The sequence below is a fragment of the Halomonas kalidii genome (genome assembly GCF_030010475.1).
GTDB classification, from domain to species: Bacteria; Pseudomonadota; Gammaproteobacteria; order Pseudomonadales; family Halomonadaceae; genus Halomonas; species Halomonas heilongjiangensis.
Genome location: NZ_JASCQN010000027.1, coordinates 154922 through 172521 on the forward strand (window position 1 = coordinate 154922; position 17600 = coordinate 172521).

At 67.7% G+C, this 17600-nt stretch carries 14 protein-coding genes; 2 read left to right on the forward strand and 12 right to left on the reverse strand.

Features of this window, described 5'->3' with window-relative positions; genetic code table 11:
* Positions 1-34: 34 nt before the first annotated feature.
* From QLQ85_RS07035 to QLQ85_RS07075, 9 genes are all read right to left on the reverse strand, one after another.
* Positions 35-2020 carry a sensor domain-containing diguanylate cyclase gene (locus QLQ85_RS07035; RefSeq protein WP_282738331.1) on the reverse strand — a complete coding sequence of 662 codons (1986 nt, stop codon included), beginning with the start codon at positions 2018-2020 and terminating at the stop codon, positions 35-37.
* An 88-nt stretch (positions 2021-2108) separates the two neighbouring features.
* Positions 2109-4103: a diguanylate cyclase domain-containing protein gene (locus QLQ85_RS07040; RefSeq protein ID WP_326521370.1), complete on the reverse strand. Its 1995-nt coding sequence runs from the start codon at positions 4101-4103 to the stop codon at positions 2109-2111.
* A gap of 217 nt (positions 4104-4320) precedes the next feature.
* The gene (locus QLQ85_RS07045; protein ID WP_282738332.1) at positions 4321-5454 is read right to left on the reverse strand and encodes a porin; all 1134 of its coding nucleotides are present in this window, start codon (positions 5452-5454) and stop codon (positions 4321-4323) included.
* 426 nt (positions 5455-5880) lie between these two features.
* Positions 5881-6894 (reverse strand): ProQ/FINO family protein, encoded by a 1014-nt coding sequence (locus tag QLQ85_RS07050; RefSeq protein ID WP_282738333.1) that lies wholly within the window; start codon positions 6892-6894, stop codon positions 5881-5883.
* Between the two features lie 108 nt (positions 6895-7002).
* Positions 7003-7572: a dihydrofolate reductase gene (locus QLQ85_RS07055; RefSeq protein ID WP_282738334.1), complete on the reverse strand. Its 570-nt coding sequence runs from the start codon at positions 7570-7572 to the stop codon at positions 7003-7005.
* Positions 7569-8342, reverse strand: a complete 774-nt coding sequence (locus QLQ85_RS07060; protein ID WP_282738347.1) for a thymidylate synthase — start codon at positions 8340-8342, stop codon at positions 7569-7571. Before QLQ85_RS07060 ends, QLQ85_RS07055 begins: the two co-directional genes overlap by 4 nt.
* A 77-nt stretch (positions 8343-8419) precedes the next feature.
* Positions 8420-9208 (reverse strand): prolipoprotein diacylglyceryl transferase, encoded by a 789-nt coding sequence (gene lgt, locus QLQ85_RS07065; RefSeq protein WP_282738335.1) that lies wholly within the window; start codon positions 9206-9208, stop codon positions 8420-8422.
* Positions 9209-9278: 70 nt separating this feature from the next.
* On the reverse strand, positions 9279-10058 hold the full coding sequence (locus QLQ85_RS07070) for a sulfite exporter TauE/SafE family protein (RefSeq protein WP_407650360.1): 780 nt from the start codon (positions 10056-10058) through the stop codon (positions 9279-9281).
* Between the two features lie 11 nt (positions 10059-10069).
* Positions 10070-11455 (reverse strand): response regulator, encoded by a 1386-nt coding sequence (locus QLQ85_RS07075; protein ID WP_282738337.1) that lies wholly within the window; start codon positions 11453-11455, stop codon positions 10070-10072.
* A 113-nt stretch (positions 11456-11568) separates the two neighbouring features.
* On the opposite strand from QLQ85_RS07075, the gene QLQ85_RS07080 reads away from it, so the two are divergent.
* Positions 11569-12348, forward strand: a complete 780-nt coding sequence (locus QLQ85_RS07080; protein ID WP_282738338.1) for an NRDE family protein — start codon at positions 11569-11571, stop codon at positions 12346-12348.
* A 29-nt stretch (positions 12349-12377) separates the two neighbouring features.
* Here QLQ85_RS07080 and ptsP read toward each other — a convergent pair whose 3' ends face one another.
* Both ptsP and QLQ85_RS07090 read right to left on the reverse strand, forming a co-directional pair.
* The gene (ptsP, locus tag QLQ85_RS07085; RefSeq protein ID WP_282738348.1) at positions 12378-14636 is read right to left on the reverse strand and encodes a phosphoenolpyruvate--protein phosphotransferase; all 2259 of its coding nucleotides are present in this window, start codon (positions 14634-14636) and stop codon (positions 12378-12380) included.
* An 88-nt stretch (positions 14637-14724) separates the two neighbouring features.
* The gene (locus QLQ85_RS07090; RefSeq protein WP_282738339.1) at positions 14725-15216 is read right to left on the reverse strand and encodes an RNA pyrophosphohydrolase; all 492 of its coding nucleotides are present in this window, start codon (positions 15214-15216) and stop codon (positions 14725-14727) included.
* Positions 15217-15391: 175 nt separating this feature from the next.
* Between QLQ85_RS07090 and QLQ85_RS07095 the strand changes: the two genes are divergently transcribed.
* Entirely contained in the window at positions 15392-16048 is a 657-nt protein-coding gene (locus QLQ85_RS07095; protein ID WP_282738340.1) for a histidinol-phosphatase, read from the forward strand.
* Positions 16049-16188: 140 nt separating this feature from the next.
* Here QLQ85_RS07095 and QLQ85_RS07100 read toward each other — a convergent pair.
* Positions 16189-17549 (reverse strand): IS3 family transposase gene (locus tag QLQ85_RS07100; protein WP_407650358.1). Its coding sequence is split into 2 segments (ribosomal slippage): positions 16189-17084 and positions 17084-17549, totalling 1362 coding nucleotides; the frame shifts between segments, so codons are not numbered across the junction.
* Positions 17550-17600 lie beyond the last annotated feature (51 nt).

A 17600-nucleotide genomic window follows, 5' to 3' on the forward strand; every position in this document is an offset into this window, starting at 1 on the left:
GCCCGGATGAACGCCCCCGCTTGCCCCGCCGCGCTCAGGACTCCGGCGATGCCACCCCCCGATCGCCATCGTGCACCACCACCCGGTTACGTCCCAGTCGCTTGGCCCGATAGCAGGCCTGGTCGACCCGCTGCAGAAAGGCCGGCAGGCTGCGGTCCGCCTCACCGAGCATGGCGATACCGATGCTCATGGTCACCCGGAAGCGGTGCTGCCCGGCCTGGAAGTCGAGCCGCCCGATCGCCTCGCGAAGGCGTTCGGCGACGTCCCGGGCCCGCATCAGCGGACAGGCCGGCAGCAGAATGGCGAACTCGTCGCCGCCCAGGCGGGCGACCGAATCGCTGTCGCGCACCGTCTCGATCAGCAGCTCGCCGATAGACCTGAGCATCTCGTCCCCTGCCGCATGGCCGGCGCTGTCGTTGACCGGCTTGAAATGATCGAGATCCATCATCATCAACGACAGTGGCATCTCGCCCTGCCGGTGGCGCTGGCCGGTCGCCGCCATCAGACGCGCCTCGAAGCCGCGCCGGTTGAGGCAACCGGTCAAGGGGTCGTGCTCGCTTTCCCAGTGCGACTGCTGCTCGCGGCGATGACGTTCGGTGATATCCACCACCGAGCCGATATAGCCGAGCGTCTGCTCCTCGGTGCGGACCGGCGATCCCTGCACCTCGACCCAGCGCGAGCCCCCGGAGGAGGTGTGGATCTCGATCTGGTACTGGAAGCCGTTGCGGGAGCGTACCAGTCGCTGCCAGTGGGCCCGGCTACGCTCGCGCGCCGCCTCGGGCAGCATCTGCGCCCAGTCGCCGTTCAGCAGGGCCTGGCTCGACCAGCCGGTGATCCGCTCCAGGGCCGGGTTGACGAAGGTGAGGCGTCCCCGGGCATCGACCAGATAGAGCCCCACCGGCGATGACGTCAGGGCGGCATCCAGGTAGGCCTTGCGCTCGGATGCCACCCGGTTGGCGTCCAGCATGCCGATATAGAGCCGATTGAAGGCCCGGGCGATGGCCTTCAGCTCGTGCGGGCCGGCCTCGCTGAGGGCGTGGCGTTGCCCCTGCTCGATGGCATCGACCTGGGCGACCACCCGCTTGAGCGGTCGAAAGGCCGAGCGCAGCAGCACCGCGCCGACCAGCCCGGCGAGCAGCGTCAAGGCCATCGCCACCCCCAGCAACGAGATCCAGAGCCGTTTCACCGGCGCATAGGCCGCGGCCAGGGGCACCACATAGCCGACCAGCCAGCCCGCCTCGGGCGAGAGAATGAAGGACTGCAGCGCCGGTTCGGCAGCGACGGTGGGCGCCTCGACCACGCCCTCGAAGCCGGCGATCGCGTCGGCCAGTATCGGGTTGCGCTCCACCGGCAGCGATCTCAGCAGCAGGCGTTCGTTCGGGTGGTGGAGAATGGTCCCGCCGGGCGATGCGATGGCCAGATAGCCTCCCGTGGCCACCTGCAGCCGGCTCATGCCGGCCAGCAGCCCCTCCTCGCGCGGCATCACCGCACCCGTGAGCACCCCACCGAGGTCGCCGTCGGCCTCGAACAGCGGTACCGCCAGGCGGATCACCGGCCGCCCGGGCACCCCCTCGGCCCGGGGTTCGCCGATACGGGGCCGGCGGGTCGCCGTCACCTCGGCCAGCACGGGCAGCTCGGCGAGCTCGAGACTCGGCACGACCCCGGGCGCCTCCCAGCGCCCGAGCACCGCCCCTTGCGGGGACACCACGGCCACGCTGTCGAACAGGGCCCTCAGGCCACGCTCTGCCGAGATCAGCGACGCCACCGACGTCGAGGTCGGGCGCGTGCCCTCCAGGCGCTCCGCGACGCCCGACAGGGCGCGCTGGCGGGTCAGCAGGTAGTCGTCGAGGCCCAGGGCGGTCAGCCGGGTCTCGAAGAGCAGGGTCTCGGAAATGGTCTCGCGCAGGCTGTCCCTGGCCACGAAGAAGGCCACCAGCACCATGACGACCAGCATGGCCAGCCAGCCGACCACGAAGGCGGAGAGGATGCGTCCCTGGAGCGAGCGAAGTGGCCGGAACATGGCGGTGACCGTGAAGCGTCGATATGAGACCCACTATAAACGGGCCATCGGGGGAGGATGCCATGATGCCCATCAACGTTCTGCGATGTCAGGCGATCTCGACCTGGTTGCGACCGGCGGCCTTGGCCCGGTAGCTGGCGGCGTCGGCGCGTTCGATGACCGTGACGATCTCCCGGTCGCCCTCCTGGAAGGCGGTGACGCCGATGCTCAGGGTGACACGGTACTCGCGGCCGCGATGCACCACGAAGACATCGGCGACGGCCTCGCGCAGGGTCTCGGCGATACGCCGGGCCTGGGCGAGGGTGCAGCTCGGCAGCAGCACCCCGAACTCGTCGCCGCCCTGGCGGGCCACGTGGTCGCTGCGCCGCACCTCCCAGGCCACCACCTGGGCGATGCGCCGGAGCATCTCGTCGCCCAGCGCATGGCCACCCTCGTCGTTGACCGGCTTGAAACGATCGAGATCGAACAGCAGCAGCGCCGAGGGCGTGCCGGCCTTGTGCCACTCGGCCAGCGCCTCCTCCAGGCGACGCTCGAAGCCGCGCCGGTTGAGCAGGCCGGTGAGGGGATCGTGCTCGGCTTCCCAGCGGCGCATGGCCTCCTCCTGATGGCGCTCGGTGATGTCCTTGACCGTACCCACGAAGCCGATGGTCCGGCCGTCGATGGCCACCTGGCTGGCATGCACCTCGAGCCACAGCAGGTCGCCATCGGCGCGAACGTAGCGGAACTGCCTGAGGAAGTCGTCACCGGTCTCGAGGCTGTGCTGCCAGAGGTCGATGGCCGACTGGCGGTCCGCGGCGTGGATGAACGTCACCCACGCCGCTTCGTCCCGGGCGGAGAAGGCATGGCCGGTCAGCTCCGTCAGCGCGGGGTTCATGTAGCGGATGCTGCCGCCCGTGTCGGTGACGAACATGCCCAGCGGCGACGACGACAGCACCCCCTCGAGGAACGCCTCACGATCCTGCAGTCGTTCGAGGGCCGAGCTGCGCTCCTCCTCCACCCGATTGAAGGTGCCGGCCAGCCGGCTGATCTCGTGCATCCGGGTATCGAGCGTCACCCGGCTGCGTCGCCCCTCGCCCACCTCGTCGATCTGCGTCTCGAGCCGGTGCAAGGGGTTCAGGGCATGGCGCACGAGCCACCACATCAGCGGCAGCAGCAGCATGGCGAAGGCGACGCCGAACCACCAGAGCCGGCGAAACAGCGATTGCAGCGGCGCATTCACCTGCTCCGCGGGCAGGAAGACCCCGGCCACCCAGTCGGCCGGCCAGACCTGACCGAAGGACTGGTAGGCCTCGCCGCCACCGATCAGTTGCGCCACAGCCTCGCCCTGCCAGCCGTCCAGCGCCCGGTGCAGCATGGCGTTCTCGTCGACCGTGGGCACCGGCTGCAGCACCAGAGAGGGGTCGGGATGGTAGAGAATGGTCCCCGAGGCCGTGGCCACGGCGGCGAAGCCGCCGGAACCGAGCCGCAGCCTATGCAGCCGCCGGAACAGGCCGCCGGAGTGAATGTTGACGAAGCCGCCGACGAAACCGTCGAACGCGCCGTCACGCCACCGCGGCACCACGAACAACACCAGCGGCATGTCACTGGCCCGGCCGATGAAGGGTTCGCTCACGTAGGGGCGGCGCATCGCCTCGACGAAGCGGAAATACTCGGTCTCGGCCGTCTCCAGGCCCACGCGCCCCTCCGCGACCGGCCAGTCGGCCAGTATCGTGCCGTCGGCGTCCGCCACCACCAGGCCATCGAACCACTCGAGCAGCGCATCGTTGTGCTTGAGCTCGCTGCGCAGGACCTCCTCGCCGGGCCGGCCAGCGCCATCTCGATGGCGCGCCCGGTCGAGCCTGGCGGCCAGCCGCTCCAGTGCGCCCAGGCGATCGTTGACCTGGGTCGTGACCTCGTCGGCGATCAGTCGTGACTCGTAGCTCAGGTGCGCGAAGTTGGTCTCGCGCACCAGCTGCAGCCCCGTCAGCCTGCCGCTGCCCATCAACAGCAAGGCCACCACCACCCAGGTGACGGCCAGGCCGATCATCAGCCGCCCCTGGAGCGAGAGAGTCGACTGGAAGAGAAACCGGAGTCGAGATAGCAAACGTCGCTCCCGGGTGAGTTAGCGATTGCCGATTCGCCTGGCTATCGGACCCTAGATGGTAGCGCAGGTCAAGCGCGGCCATGACGCGAATAGCCAGGCGCGACGGCCCCTTTCCCGCCTCTCCCTTCATTGTCTCGGCACCCGCCCACGAGAAAGCCGGCCCCGAGGGGCCGGCTTCTGTGTGCTGCGGGTGTCGCTACCTCAAGCGGTGGGCCGCTTAGAAGTGGTAACGGGCACCGACCAGCCAGTAGACGCTGTCGTCGTTCTCGTCGACCTCGACGCCATCGTCGGTGCTGACGGTGATGTCGCCCTGGTCGGCGCGGTGCAGCTCGCCGAAGACGTCGAAGTTGCTGGACACCTTGTAGTAGGCGCCGGCGGCCCAGGCGATGCGCTCCTCTTCTGCGTTGTCCAGGTCGACGCGATAGACGTCGGCGTGGAAGGCCCAGGCGCCGAGGGAGTAGCTGGCACCCAGGCCCCAGGTGTCGTAACCGGAATACTGCTCGACGTCGCCGCCGGCATCGATGGCACCGTCGTTGGTGTCCTGGGTCTCGTAGCCGAGGCGCGCGGAGAAGTTGTCGTTGAAGGCGTAGGAAGCGGTCGCGCCGTAGATGTTCTCGTCGGCACCGCGACGATCACGACCGGTATAGTTGTGGCGTGTGTCGCCATCGCCGGACAGGGCACGATCATCACGATCCTGGGCGAAGCCGGCGGCCAGGCGCAGGCCGCCCCACTCGTACTTCACGCCGCCCTGGGTGTTCAGCTCGGAGGAGTTGCTGCCGTCGGAACCAGCCACCTGACCGTTACCGGTGTAGTGCTTGGTCATGATGAAGGCCTGGAAACCGCTCAGGTCGGGCGTGAAATAGCCCAGGGAGTCGCCGCGGGCCTGCAGGTCGCCGCCCTGGCCAGCGGAGAGCTCAAGGCCGCGGTCGAGGTAGACATCGAAGGGCGCGGCGACGAAGGTGTTGTAGAAGCTGTCGAAGCTACCGGCCTGGATGGTACCGAACTGGTCGCTGCGCAGGCCGAGGAAGCTGTGACGCACTTCGCGGAAGCCGTCGGACTGGTCACGCTCGTCGCCCCTGAAGCGCCACTCGACGCTGGCGAAGGCGCTCAGGTCGGAGGTGAGCTGGTGGCTGCCGGAGAGACGCAGACGCGAGTAGACGTCCTTGAATTCAGTGCCGGTGGACTTGGCTTCGCCGTCCTGCTCCTCGGGACCGCCACCGGAGATGCCCATGGCGATACGGCCGTACAGGTCGACCTTGGTGCCATCCTGGTCGTAGACGGTAGCGGCCTGAGCGGCAGCTGAAGCGCCCAGGGCGCCGGCGATAGCAGTCGCTAACAGTGTCTTTTTCATCGCGATAGTTCCTTTGACTAGCTTACTGTTTCGATCGTTACTGCACGATTCACTCAGTGAATGCAGCCGGCTTGCCGGGCATGCTCATTTGCCTTTCCTGCTCGGCTCCCTCCCGGGAGGATGGCAGGTGGCGCGGCACCACCTCAGCGAAGCCTTGTTATAGTCCAATGCTCGCAAGGGAACTCTATACCGGGATTTTCGGGAACGCAACAAGAAAAAACACTGTTTTCCTTCAGAGCGCACCTTCCCTGCGGAACTTTCCCTCGCGCAGGCGGTCGACGAGCCCTCCCGGCTGGCCGGCCGCCGCTGCCGGCTGGCCGAGGCGAATCGACCGAATACAGCCCAGGCAGCGATGAGCGCGTTCATGATGCCCTGCGAATATGACAATGGCAAGTCAACGGTCGAGCCAGCGGCCGTCGTGCCTGGTCAGTGGCCGTTATGCTTGGCCAGCAGGGCGGAGAGCTTCTCTTCAAGGGTGGCCGGTGACGGGGCGGCGGTTGCGTCGCCGGCCGAATCATCGGCGCGGGAAGCCGGTTTCCCCGCCGACGCCTGGCTACCGGGGGGACGGTCCTCGGCTCGCCCCTGGTGCCGTTGCGGCTTGCCCTGGGGCTTGCGGCGGTTGGCCTGCAGCCGCTCGAGCTTCTTGCGGGCGTGCTCGGCGGCCTCGGCATCGACACGCCCGGCGGCCTGGCCGTCGAGGTCGATGCGCTCGGCGTCCTCGCGCACCGACTTGAGGTAGCGCGGCAGGTTGACGTAGCAGGCGAGTGCGCGGCGCACCAGCTTCTCCGGCCAGGGTTCGCGGGCGGCGAGCTCCTCGTGGATGCCGACCTTGAGCGGCCGGGTATGCCCCTTGAAGAAGGTCGAGCCGTAGCGCCGGTACCACTCGCCGAGCAGCGCCTGGGGCGACGGCGCCTCGCCGATCGGCAGGTCGCTCTGGGGATTGCGGGCCGGCTCGGCCGGCGCCGGTTGTCCGGCCTCCGGGGGGGCGGGCGCGACCCGGGCCGCCGCCCCCTTCGGGCGATGGCCGATGAGCGCCGAGAGGCCCTGGGCGCGGCGGGCCGGCAGCGCGAAGCCGCCGGCCGGCTCGCCGGCGGCGAGCTTGTCGTGCAGGTGGCGGTTGTGCGCCTCCAGCTCGCGGTTCTGCTCGTCGAGCTCGCGGTTCTCCTCAAGCAGCTCCAGGCGGTTCGCCTCGAGCTCGGCGAGACGACTCTCGAGGTCGTCGTTGCGCTGCGCCAGGCCACGCTGGCTGGCCAGGGCCTCCTCGGCGCGGGCAACGAGCTCGGCATTGCGCGCCTCGAGCTCGCTGCGGCGGCGTTCCAGCTCGGCCAGCCGGGCCTGCATGGCCGCCTGTTGCACGCGGGCCTCGTGCAGGGTACCCAGCAGGCTCTCGGCACGGTTCTCCAGTGCCGCCAGCAGACGGGTTGAGCGTTCCTCGATCAAACCGATTCCCTCCAACACAAGCCCTTCACGACGAGGCATTAACCCCCAAGTCTGTGCCAGAAGCCGCAGCATGACAAATGTCGCCGGATGGAGACCCTCGATGCCCCCTCACCCGCTCGCCACCGGCCCGCTGGCCGTGCCGTCGGCGAGTCGCCGGCGGTAGTGCACGAAACTGTAGGCCGGCTGCCCCTCGGCGGGCTCGCCGGGCACCCGCTGCACCTCTTCCCACTCGGCCATGTCGAGCTCGGGGAAGCGGGCGTCGCCCTCCACGTCGATATCGACCTCGGTGAGGTAGAGCCGCGAGGCCAGCGGCAACGCCTGGGCATAGATCTGGGCACCGCCCATCACCATGAGCTCGTCGCAGGCATCGATGGTGGCCTGCTGGTCGGCCAGCGCCAGAGCGGAGGCGAGGTCATGGCAGACCCGCACGCCCTCGTGGTGGAAGGCGGGGTCACGGCTCACCACGATATTCAGGCGGCCGGGCAGCGGGCGCCCGATCGACTCGAAGGTCTTGCGCCCCATCACCAGCGGCTTGGCCTGGGTCATGCGCTTGAAGAACTTGAGGTCCTCGGGCAGGTACCAGGGCAGCCGGTTGTCGACGCCGATCACCCGGTTGCGGGCCAGGGCGGCGATCATCGCGACGGGCACCAGGGTTTCCTCTTGCGTCCTGTCGCTCATACGGCGACCTCGGCCTTGATATGGGGGTGCGCCTCGTAGCCCTCGATGGCGATATCCTCGAAGCGAAACGCGAAGAGATCCGTCACCTCGGGGTTGAGCCGAAGCCGCGGCGGCGCCAGGGGTGTGCGCGAGAGCTGCAGCTCGGCCTGCTCCAGATGGTTCAGGTAGAGGTGTGCATCGCCCAGGGTGTGGACGAAGTCGCCGGGCTCGAGCCCGCTGACCCGGGCGATCATCTGCGTCAGCAGCGCGTAGCTGGCGATATTGAAGGGCACGCCGAGGAAGATGTCGGCACTGCGCTGGTAGAGCTGGCAGGAGAGCCGCCCCTCGGCCACGTAGAACTGGAACAGGCAGTGGCACGGCGGCAGCGCCATCTCGTCGACCAGCGCCGGGTTCCAGGCCGAGACGATCAGCCGCCGCGACCGGGGGGTCGTGCGGATCTGCTCGAGCAGCCTGGCGATCTGGTCGACGTGGCCACCCCACGGGTCGGGCCAGCTGCGCCACTGGTAGCCGTAGACCGGGCCGAGGTCGCCGTTCTCGTCGGCCCAGTCGTCCCAGATGCGCACCCCATGCTCCTTGAGGTAGGCGATATTGGTGTCGCCGCGCAGGAACCACAGCAGCTCATGGATGATCGAGCGCAGGTGCAGCTTCTTGGTGGTCACCAGCGGGAAGCCCCGCGAGAGATCGAAGCGCATCTGATGGCCGAACAGCGAACGGGTGCCCACCCCGGTGCGATCGTCGCGCTCCGTGCCGCGGTCGAGCACGGCACGCATCAGATCGAGGTAGGGCTGTTCGAGAGGAGGCAGGGAATCGACGGTCACGGCTCGTCCAGCAGTTGGAAATGGGGCGATTAGTGTACAGCATCCACCGGTTGGCGGCGCGACCAGAGGACCAGCAGGCTACCGAAGGCGATCATCGGCAGGGTCAGCAGCATGCCCATGGTCACCCAGCCGAAGGCGATGAAGCCGAGATGGGCGTCGGGCAGGCGCACGAACTCGACCGCGAAGCGGAACACGCCGTAGAGCAGCAGGAAGAGGCCGGAGACCAGCCCGCGTCGCCGCGGCGTGGCCGAGACCCACCACAACGCCGCGAACAGCACGGCGCCCTCGAGCAGCGCCTCGTAGAGCGCCGAGGGGTGGCGCGGCTCGGGCCCCATGCCGGGGAACGGCATGCCCCAGGGCAGCTCGGTCAGCCGACCGGGCAGCTCGCGGTTGATGAAGTTGCCGATGCGCCCGCCCCCCAGGCCGATCGGCACCAGGGGGGCGACGAAATCGGTGAGGGTGAAGAAGGCCAGCCGCTTCTTCCTGGCGAACCAGAGCGCCGCCAGCAGTACCCCGGCGAGGCCGCCGTGGAAGCTCATGCCACCATCCCAGATCCGGAAGATCCAGAGTGGGTCCGCCAGCCACTGGCCCATGCCATAGAAGAGTGCATAGCCCAGCCGGCCGCCCAGCACCACGCCGAGGGCGGCATAGAACAGCAGGTCGCCCACGTCGTCATGGGTCAGGCCGATGCGGGCGGCACGCCGCCTGCCCAACCACCAGGCGGCGACGAAGCCGATCACGTACATCAGGCCATACCAGTGGACCTGGAGCGGCCCCAGGGAGATGGCGACCGGGTCGATGTCGGGATAGCGGAGCATGGATGTCCTCTGGAGCCGTCAGCCGCGACACGACCACCCGGCGTGCCATGGGCAATGATTTGTCTTGTCGCTATAACAGAAATCTTACCCCCACCAGCGCCAGCAGGGCGGCGAAGGCGAGGCGCAGGGTACGAGCCGGCAGGCGGTGGGCCAGCTGCACGCCGAGGCGCGCGAAGGGCACGCTGGCCAGCACGATACCGAGAAATGCCGGCCACATCACGAAGCCGGTGGCTCCGGCAGGCAACAGCGGATGGCCCCAGCCCACCACCATGAAGGTGGCCGCCCCGAACAGCGCGATGGGCAGGCCACAGGCCGACGAGGTGCCCACGGCCTGGGTCATGGTGGCGCCACAGCGAGTCAACCAGGGCACGCAGAGCATGCCGCCACCGATGCCGAACAGCGCCGAGATGCCGCCGATCACGACACCGGCCAGGCCCATCCCGAGCCTGCCCGGCGCGGCGCTGCCCGGTCTCGGGCCACGTGCCAGCGCCATCCTCAGCGCCATCAGCAGCACGAAGGCGCCGAACAGGGTACCGAGCAGGCCGCCGGAGAGACGCCCGGCGACGAAGACGCCACCGATGGCCCCGAGCATCAGGCCGGGCAGCAGGGCCTGAAACCACCGCCGCTGGATGCTGCCGCGCCGGTGATGCCCCCAGGTCGAGGAGGCACCGGTGATGACGATGGTCGCGAGGGACGTCCCCACGGCCAGGTGCATCGCGACCTCCGGGGCGACCCCCTGGAGTCCGAAGGCAACCACCAGGGCCGGCACGATGACCAGCCCGCCGCCGACGCCGAACAACCCCGCCATGGTCCCGGCGGCGGCGCCCAGCATCAGGTAGACGAGCAGCATCGCGAGAACGCTCACGGCGACCCGGTTTCCTCCTGGGCCTCCGGCAACCACCGCTGCACCAGGTCGATCAACGCCTGGGGCCGATAGGGCTTGGCCAGATAGTCGTCCATCCCGGCCTCGCGGAAGCGCTGCCGGTCGGCATCGCTGGCATTGGCGGTCAGTGCCACCAGGATGCTGCGCTGGCCCTCGACCCGACCGGCCTCCTGTTCGCGCCAGCGCAGACTGGCTTCCACCCCGTCCATGTCGGGCATGAAGATATCCATCAATACCAGGTCGAAGGCTTGCCGGGCCTGGCACTCCAGTGCCTGTGCCCCGGAGGTGGCGGTCTCCACGCTATAGCCCTGCCCCTCGAGCACCTGCTGGGCCAGCATCAGGTTGACCGGTCCGTCATCGACGATCAGCACCCGCGCGGGCCCGCTGGCGGATGCCCCGGCGCCCTGGGCCCGCGGTTCATCGGTCAGATTGGCCAGTAACACCGAGATGTCGGCCAGCCTCTCGCGCAGCTCCAGCACGGACCGACGACCGGCGGCATCGCGGCGTACCAGGGCCGCCTCCTGGTCCAGCACCTCGCCCAGCGAGACCATCAGCGGTTTCAGCTCCCGTCGCAGGTGGCTCAGGTAGCCGGACTTGAGTCGTGACTCTTCCCGGGCCCGCTGGCGCCCGACCAGCAACTGGTCGAGGCGACGTTCCCGGTGCTCGAGGTCGTCGAGCAGCACCAGCGCATGGCCCCGATCGTCCTCCAGCCGCAACTGCAACCACCGGGACGACGGCCTCCTGGCGCCCACGGGACGCACCACGCACCGCTCGAGGTCGCTCTGCGACTCGTCGACCGGCAGGAGCTGACTCACCGCCAGGCCACGCAGCTCGCCCTGGCCCAGCAGTTCCTCCATGGCCGCGTTGGCGACCAGCACGCGGTCTCGCGTGGCCAGCAATGCCGGCCGACCGCTGGCCGCCAGCATGCGCTCGAGATGCGGGGCCCTGGCCTGCTCATCGAGCAGTGCAGCCACGCCGTCGAGCAGCCGCGACAGGCGGCGAACGGGATCGCCTTCGCTGGCGGTGTCTTCCACCGCGGCGATCGGCACCGACCGGCCGAGTCGAGGTTGGGCCAGGTATCGTTCGCCGATGGCGAGCTGTTCGTCGAGGGCCCCCTCGCAGGTCGCCAGGCGCTGACGCAGCAGGGTCAGGAAGACGAGCACGTTGGCGCTGCTGCCCACCAACAAGGCCAGCATCATCCAGAAGGTGGCACTCCAGGAGGCATGGGAGGGCACCATCCACCACAGCAGCACACCGACGACCAGACAGAGCGCCACCAGGACCCCCTGCGCCAGCAGCACTGGCCAGAGGATGGGCTGGATCAGTCGTGACCAGAGGCGTTCCTTGCTCGACTCGACGCGCATTGTCTTCCCTGAACCGGTGCGAAGATGACCCGAGTTTACGCCGCCCTGCCGCCCCTGTCATGGCACGCGCCTCGCGCCTTCCCCCCGACGCGGCGCCACGCTAAGCTGCCGTCATGTGCCTGATCGCCCTCGACCATCGTCCCGCCAGTGCCTGCCTGTTGCGACTGGTGGCCAATCGTGACGAGTTTCACGCCCGCCCCACCGCGCCGCTGGCCGCCTGGCGCGATGCCCCCGACATCGTCGGAGGACGCGACCTGGAGGCCGGGGGAACCTGGCTGGCCGTGCATCGTCGCGGCCGTTTCGCCGCCGTCACCAATGTCCGCGACCCCTCCCTCAAGGTGCCGGCCGGCGCCCCCAGCCGCGGCGCCCTGGTGCGCGAGGCCCTCGAGTGCGACGACCTGCCGGCCTGGCTCGACCGGCTCGCCTCGGGCGATGCCCGGCATTATGCGGGATTCAACCTGCTGGCCGGCGACGGTGAGCGACTCTGGCATCTTCATCGCGGCGCTGACGACCTCTCGCTGAAGACGGCACCGCCGGGCCTGCACGGGCTCTCCAATGCCAGCCTGAACACGCCCTGGCCCAAGCTGATCGCCGCCCGCCAGGGGCTCGCCACCAGCGTGCGCCGCGACCACTGGCCAGGCGACGCCCTGGCGGCGCTGGGCGACCCGCATCCGGCCGATGACGATCAGTTGCCGGAGACCGGGGTGGGGCTGGAGCTGGAGCGCCGGCTCTCCTCCCCCTTCATCGTCGGCCAGGACTACGGCACCCGGGCAACGACCTGGCTCGCCTGGTACGCCGATGGGTGGATCGAGATCGGCGAGCGCCGGTTCGGGCCGAACGGGGTGATGCAGGGGGAGAACGAACTGCGGGTCTCGACGGACCGCAAGCCGTAAGCTCTTCCGGCTCACGGGCGAAGCCCGGCTCAATCCCTCGGTGGCAACAGGTGCGCCAGTTGCCACTCGCCGAGTTGCTCGTTCAGGTGGCGACGCACCGCAGCGGGGCTGTCCAGGCGCAGGGTCTCCTCGACCAGCTGGCGAGCGGCCTCCAGCGGCACCCGGCGAATGGCGGCCCGCACCCGCGGCAGGCTGGGGGCGTTCATCGACAGCGAATTGAACCCCATGCCCATCAGCAACAGGGCACCGGCCGGATCGCCGGCCAGCTCGCCGCACACCGAGATCGGCATCTTCAGCGCGGCCGACTCCTCGGCGAGTCGCGCCATGGCCGCCAGCACGGCCGGGTGGCAGGCGTCGTAGAGCCCGGCGACCCGCGGATTGTTGCGGTCCACCGCCAGCAGGTACTGGGTCAGGTCGTTGCTGCCCACCGAGAAGAAGTCGACGCGCTCGGCCAGGGCGTCGAGCTGGTAGAGGGTCGCCGGTACTTCCAGCATCACTCCCACCCTGGGGCGATTGACCGTGACCCCCTCCTCGCCCAGCTCGAGAATGGCCCGATCGAGCAGTTTCAGGGCGTCGTCGACCTCGTCGACATTGGTGACCATTGGCAACAACACCTGAAGATTATCGAGCCCCTGGGAGGCACGCAGCATGGCGCGCAGTTGCACCATCAGCACCTCGGGATGGTCCAGGGTGACACGGATGCCCCGCCAGCCGAGGAAGGGGTTGGCCTCCTCGATGGGAAAATAGGGCAGGTCCTTGTCGCCGCCGATGTCCAGGGTACGCATCACCACCGGCAGCGGTGCGAAGCTCTCGAGCTGCTCGCGGTAGAGCCGGGTCTGCTCCTGCTCGCCGGGAAAGCGTTCGGTGATCATGAACGGCACTTCGGTGCGATAGAGCCCCACCCCGCCGATGCGACTCTTCAGCGATGCCGCGGCCTCCACCGCCAGGCCGGTGTTGACCATCAACGGCATGTCATGGCCGTCCGGGGTGCGGCTCGGCAGGTCCTGCTCGTGCTCGAGCACTTCGGCCAGTGCCCGCTCCTCGGCGATCAGGCTCTGGTAGTGGCTTTCCAGCTCGGCGCCGGGGCGCACGAAGAGCCGTCCGCGATGCCCGTCGAGCACCACCCGGGCACCGCCCAGCCGCGGCAGCGGCAGGTCGACCATGCCGAGTACCGTGGGAATGCCCATGGCCCGGGCGATGATCGCCACGTGGGAGGTGCTCGAGCCGCTCACCGAGACCAGCCCGGCCAGCTTGTCGCGGGGCACCTCGCCGAGCATCGCCACGCTGATCTCGTCGCCGACCAGGATGGTACTGTCCGGATAGACGTCGGGGGTCTGGGGCGTCTCCTCCTGGAGGTGGGCCAGCACCCGGCGCCCCAGGTCGCGCACGTCGGCGGCCCGTTCGCGGAGATAGTCGTCGTCGACCCGCTCGAGGTACTGCACATGGCGGCGCACCACATCGGCCAGCGCGCCGGGCGCCCACTGCCCCTCGCGGATGCGCTTGACCACCTCCTGGGAGAGCGCCGCCTCGCCCAGCATCTGCTGGTAGACCTCGAACAGCGCCAGCTCCTGGGCCGAGATACGGTTGGCCAGGCGCTCACCGGCGGCGCGGATCTCCTCGCGAACCCGGCCGATGGCCTCCCTGAGCCGGGTGATCTCGTAGTCGACATCGGTGGGAATCAGATCCGGCACGCTGTTCAGGTCGGCGGGAGGGGCGATCACCACCGCCTCGCCTATCGCCATCCCCGGCGAGGAAGCCACCCCGGTGAACATGGCCTGGCCATCGAGGCTCGGCCGGGTGAGGCTGCCGGTGGCCAGGGCGTGGGCCAGCACCCCGGCCAGCTGCGCCGCCATGGTGACCAGGAAGGCCTCGTCCTCCTCGTCGTAACGGCGTTTCTCGGCCTGCTGCACCACCAGCACGCCGAGTGTGCGGCGCTGATGGATGATCGGCACCCCGAGGAAGCTGGAGTAGCGCTCCTCGCCGGTGGCCTCGAAATAGCGGAACTGGGGATGCGCCTGGGCGTCCTCCAGGTTGAGCGGCTCCTCGCGGCTCGCCACCAGGCCCACCAGCCCTTCGCCCCTCGGCAGGGTCACATGCCCCACCGCCTGGGTACGCAGGCCGATGGTCTCCATCAGCACCAGTTGGTCGAGCTCGGCGTCGTGAAGATAGAAGGAGCAGACATCGGTACGCATCGCCTTGCGGATGCGGCGTACCATCGTCGACAGGGCCACGTCCAGGTTGCGAGCCCCGTTGACCTCCTGAATGATGCGGCGCAAAACCTCGAGCATCGGCGTCCTGGTGTCCATTCGTTGTTCTCTCTCGCCTTGCCGGGGAGTTCACTGACCTTGTCAGACCCCGGCTGCCGCCACGGTGTTCCTAACCATGGCCAAGAGCCAGCCGCTGGGCCCGCGGGGATAACTCCCGCAGGGCACGCCGGTAGACTTCCCGCTTGAAGGGTACCACCTGCCCGAGGGGGTACCAGTAACTGACCCAGCGCCAGCCGTCGAATTCCGGCTTGGGAGAGCCATCCATGCAGATCCGGTGCTCCTGGCAACGAATCCGCAGCAGGAACCACTTCTGTTTCTGGCCGATGCAGACCGGCCGTGAGTTGGTGCGAATCATGCGTCGCGGCAGGCGGTAGCGCAGCCAGCCCCGGGTGCAGGCAAGGATCTCGACGTCATCGGCGGTGAGGCCGATTTCCTCGTACAGCTCACGAAAAAGTGCCTGTTGCGGTGTCTCGTTCGCCTTGATGCCTCCCTGGGGAAACTGCCACGCATTCTGCCCTACCCGACGCGCCCAAAGCAGCTGCCCCAGTTCATTGGCGATGATGATGCCAACGTTGGGGCGAAAGCCGTCAGCGTCGATCACGGGCTTCACCTTATGAATCCACAATTGGAACCATTCTTCCACAAGGCCACGAAGCGCATCAATACGCTCTGCGTCGCATGCGGGACGACTCGCGACCGGAGACCGGTTCTGCCATAATCGCCGGCTTTCGCACATGACCGATACCGACCTTGTCGATAATCAATGGGGAGTTGCCGTGAGCCTGGCCATCTTCGACCTGGACAACACGCTGCTGTCGATCGACAGCGACCATGCCTGGGGCGAGTTTCTGCTGGAACAGGGCGCCGTGGACCCGGTGGCCTACCGGGAAGCCAATGATCGTTTCCTGGCCGACTACGAGGCCGGCACCCTGGACATCCACGCCTTCCTCGAGGTGGCCCTGAGGCCCCTCGCCGAGAACAGCCCCGAGCAGCTCGCCGCCTGGCACCAGCAGTTCATGGCCAGCAAGATCGAGCCACACATCCTGCCCAAGGGCGAGGAACTGGTGGCCCGCCACCGTACCCGCGGCGACACCCTGATGATCATCACCGCCACCAACCGCTTCATCACCGGCCCCATCGCCGAACGCCTGGGGGTGGACGAACTGATCGCCGTGGAGCCCGAGATCGTCGCTGGCCGCTATACCGGCAGGGTCAGCGGCGTCCCCAGCTATCGGGAAGGCAAGGTCGAGCGCCTCGAGCAGTGGCTGGTCGACAAGGAGCTGACCCTCGACGGCGCCTGGTTCTACAGCGACTCCCACAACGACCTGGCGCTGCTGGAACTGGTCGACCACCCGGTGGCGGTGGATCCGGATCCCACCCTGCGCGAGGTGGCCGAGCAGAAAGGCTGGAAGATCATCAGCCTGCGGGACTGATCCGGGCTTCGCCCGGATCAGAGCTGGAAGCCGGAAGCTGGAAGGTCCGGCTTCGCCGAGGCCTGGTAAGCGCCCACATATGAAGAAACCCCGCTCAGGGGTGTGAACTTGAACTGACCCCCAATAGTTGGACGGTTCGTTCAGCCGGCGCCCAAGGCCTGAGTCCTGTACTGTACGGGGCTCAGGCCTTTTAGTTTCAGCCTGATGCGCTCGTGGTTGTAGTAATGGATGTAACGATCGAGGCCTTGCTGCAACTGCTCAACCGTATCGAACCGGTTCAGGTGGAAATACTCGGCCTTCAGGGTGCCGAAGAAGCTCTCCATGGCGGCATTGTCCAAGCAGTTGCCCTTGCGTGACATGCTCTGGGTCAGCGCCTGTCCTGCCAACAGGGCGCGATAGGTGGGATGCTGGTAATGCCACCCCTGATCGGAATGCAGCAGTGGCCGGTCCGAGTGCTTCAAGCGGGCAAAGGCCTGCTGCAGCATGTGCTTCACCAGTGAGAGTACGGGACGCCTGCTGGTCTGATAGGCGACGATCTCGCCGTTGTAGAGATCCATGATGGGGGACAGATACAGCTTCTGTCCGTCGACGTTGAACTCCGTGATGTCGGTCACCCACTTCTGATTCGGTCCTTCTGCCTGAAACTGCCGGTCGAGTACGTTGGGAGCCACATGTCCCACTGCTCCTCGGTAGGCGCGATACCGCTTTGGGCGAACCAGGGACTTCAAGCCCAGCTGTTGCATCAAGCGCTGGACGGCCTTGTGGTTGATCACTTCACCTGCCTGCCGTAGGGCAGCAGTGATGCGGCGATAACCATAGCGCCCTTTGTGGCTATCGTAGATCGCCCGGATACGCGCCTTCAGGGGCGCGCACTGATCGTCAGCGCCCAGGGCCTTGAGCTGGTAGTAGAACGTGCTGCGCGGTAGCTCTGCCGCACGCAGCAGCAGAGCCAGCGAATGCTCGTGCCTTAACCCTTGGACGGCTTGGGCTTTCTGCCCTGCGTTGCCGCCTGCTTCTCCCGGATCAAGGCATCGAGCTTTTTTAGATAGGCGTTCTCCGCCCGCAGATACGCCAACTCTTTGAGCAACTCCTCATGAGAGCGCTCTTCATCAGGTGGGGGTGGTGGTGAAGGCGGCTTTTTGACCATCGGGCGGCGTCCCTTTCGCTTTGGCGATAACGCAGTCAGGCCACCACTATGGTACTGCTGCTCCCATATGCCAATAGCGGCATCTCCGCGAATATCGAACAGGGTGGCAGCCTGCCGGCGTGACAAGCCATCTCGCCACATTCTCTCGAGTACCGCCAGCTTGAAGGCAGCACTGTAGTGACTGTACTTCTTGCCTAGCCCCGGCGCGCCATGCTGGCGGTAGCGTTCCCGCCATTTACGCACCAGGGAATGGTCAAGGCGATGCTGGCGAGCCACCTCGCGTAGGCTAGTGTCCTCATGCAAACACTGCTGCACCACTAGCAGCTTGAACCACTCGTCGTATCGATTGCTCATAGAAACACCCCGAGGGTTGGATTAGGTGTCCAACTTTCGGGGTGCAGTTCA

Coding starts and splice junctions, on each gene's coding strand:
- lgt (WP_282738335.1), bottom strand. CDS start 9,208: ATGCTCCGCTATCCCGACATCGACCCGGTCGCCATCTCCCTGGGGCCG.
- QLQ85_RS07035 (WP_282738331.1), bottom strand. CDS start 2,020: ATGTTCCGGCCACTTCGCTCGCTCCAGGGACGCATCCTCTCCGCCTTC.
- QLQ85_RS07060 (WP_282738347.1), bottom strand. CDS start 8,342: ATGCGTGCCGTGCTCGACCGCGGCACGGAGCGCGACGATCGCACCGGG.
- QLQ85_RS07055 (WP_282738334.1), bottom strand. CDS start 7,572: ATGAGCGACAGGACGCAAGAGGAAACCCTGGTGCCCGTCGCGATGATC.
- QLQ85_RS07075 (WP_282738337.1), bottom strand. CDS start 11,455: ATGCGCGTCGAGTCGAGCAAGGAACGCCTCTGGTCACGACTGATCCAG.
- QLQ85_RS07080 (WP_282738338.1), top strand. CDS start 11,569: ATGTGCCTGATCGCCCTCGACCATCGTCCCGCCAGTGCCTGCCTGTTG.
- QLQ85_RS07070 (WP_407650360.1), bottom strand. CDS start 10,058: ATGCTGCTCGTCTACCTGATGCTGGGCGCCGCCGCCGGGACCATGGCG.
- ptsP (WP_282738348.1), bottom strand. CDS start 14,636: ATGCTCGAGGTTTTGCGCCGCATCATTCAGGAGGTCAACGGGGCTCGC.
- QLQ85_RS07045 (WP_282738332.1), bottom strand. CDS start 5,454: ATGAAAAAGACACTGTTAGCGACTGCTATCGCCGGCGCCCTGGGCGCT.